This window comes from Streptomyces muensis, assembly GCF_021474425.1.
GTDB classification, from domain to species: domain Bacteria; phylum Actinomycetota; class Actinomycetes; order Streptomycetales; family Streptomycetaceae; genus Streptomyces; species Streptomyces muensis.
In genome coordinates this window covers 1-713 of the sequence record NZ_JAKEIP010000667.1, presented here as the reverse complement: position 1 = coordinate 713, position 713 = coordinate 1, and the positions used below count along the sequence as shown (strand labels likewise).

1 rRNA gene is annotated in these 713 nt (G+C 59.6%); it reads right to left on the bottom strand.

The features are described 5' to 3' along the window. Positions 1-646: 646 nt before the first annotated feature. A 16S ribosomal RNA gene (locus L0P92_RS44955) occupies positions 647-713 on the bottom strand; the annotation flags it as partial.

Genomic DNA, 713 nt, shown 5'->3' with positions numbered 1-713 from the left:
ACCAGCCACCCATCACCCCCAACCAAAGCTGGAGTTCACTGGGGCCGGCACTGAAGGCAGCCGTAACCGGCCGTACCTTCAGACACCCAACAGCGTGCCCGACACACTCCCCGCTTCCCTCAACGTTCCACGCTCCGAAGAGCAGTACTAGAAGGAGAAGACGATCAAGTGTGCCGAGTAGTCAACGTTCCACCCATGAGCAACCAGCATCAGACGTTCGCTGATGTACTGGCCTCTGACCGAGCGAAGGGCTCGGTAAGAAGTGCTCCTTAGAAAGGAGGTGATCCAGCCGCACCTTCCGGTACGGCTACCTTGTTACGACTTCGTCCCAATCGCCAGTCCCACCTTCGACAGCTCCCTCCCCACAAGNAACGACCAGCCACCCATCACCCCCAACCAAAGCTGGAGTTCACTGGGGCCGGCACTGAAGGCAGCCGTAACCGGCCGTACCCTCAGACACCCAACAGCGTGCCCGACACCCTCGCCTCTCCATCTCGCGTTCCACGCCGAAGCAGTACTAGCGACCAGAGCAGGTCAAGTGTGCCGAGTAGTCAACGTTCCACCCATGAGCTAACCACCGTCGATCGTTCGCCGACGTAGTGGCTCTGGACCACCAAGCAAGCTTGGCGGCCTAGATGCTCCTTAGAAAGGAGGTGATCCAGCCGCACCTTCCGGTACGGCTACCTTGTTACGACTTCGTCCCAATCGCCAGT